The sequence below is a fragment of the Bifidobacterium aesculapii genome (genome assembly GCF_001417815.1).
In the GTDB taxonomy this organism is placed as follows: Bacteria; Actinomycetota; Actinomycetes; order Actinomycetales; family Bifidobacteriaceae; genus Bifidobacterium; species Bifidobacterium aesculapii.
Genome location: NZ_BCFK01000087.1, coordinates 1 through 737, shown reverse-complemented (window position 1 = coordinate 737; position 737 = coordinate 1). Strand labels below are relative to the sequence as shown.

At 65.8% G+C, this 737-nt stretch carries 1 protein-coding gene; it reads left to right on the top strand.

Translation table 11 applies throughout. The annotated features are described in order from the left end of the window. Positions 1-23: 23 nt before the first annotated feature. Positions 24-737, top strand: a 714-nt coding sequence (locus BFAL_RS10450; protein WP_269082775.1) for an ISL3 family transposase, incomplete at its 3' end; no start/stop codon positions are given.

The window sequence follows — 737 nt, the reverse complement described above, 5'->3', positions numbered from 1 at the left end:
CTCCCCGCTGTTGGGGGGGGTGGGTGGGGGCGCGGGGCCAAACCCGGGCGGGGCGGGGCACCGCCGCGGGGGGGGGGGGAAACCAGGCCCCCCGCCTGTGGCGGTTCATCCGCCATTACGTGGACGAGGCGAGGCTTTACGAGGACTACACGGGCGTGGAGGCCATAGGCATCGACGAGACCAGCCGGAAGGGCCACCGGTACATCACCGTGGTCGCCGACCTGGTGGAGCGCAACGTAATCTGCGTGGTCCCGGGCAAGGACTCGACCACGATCAAACGGTTCGCGCGGGATTTCATGGATCACAACGGCGATCCCGACCGGGTGCGTCTGGTTACCTGCGACATGAGCCTGGGGTTCGCCAAGGGCATCCGCGAGCGGCTGCCCAACGCGGCGAGAATCATCGACAAGTTCCACGTGATCAAACACGCCAACGAGGCCGTCGACAAGGTCCGCAAACAGGAGGCCCGCGGCAACGCGCTGCTCAAGCGGACCAAGTACCTGTGGTTGAGGAACGAATCGAACCTGACCGGCCTGCAATTGGAAACCAAGCGCAGCCTGCAACGGCGACGATTGAAAACCGGACGCGCCTGTCAGATGCGCGAGACCCTCCAGGACATCTACGACACCAGCGCCGATCGAGCCGAGGCCGAGACGGCCCTCAAGCGTCTGTGCTCGTGGATGACGCGCTCCCGACTCGAACCCATGAAAGAGTTCGCCCGCCAGATACGCCGCCAC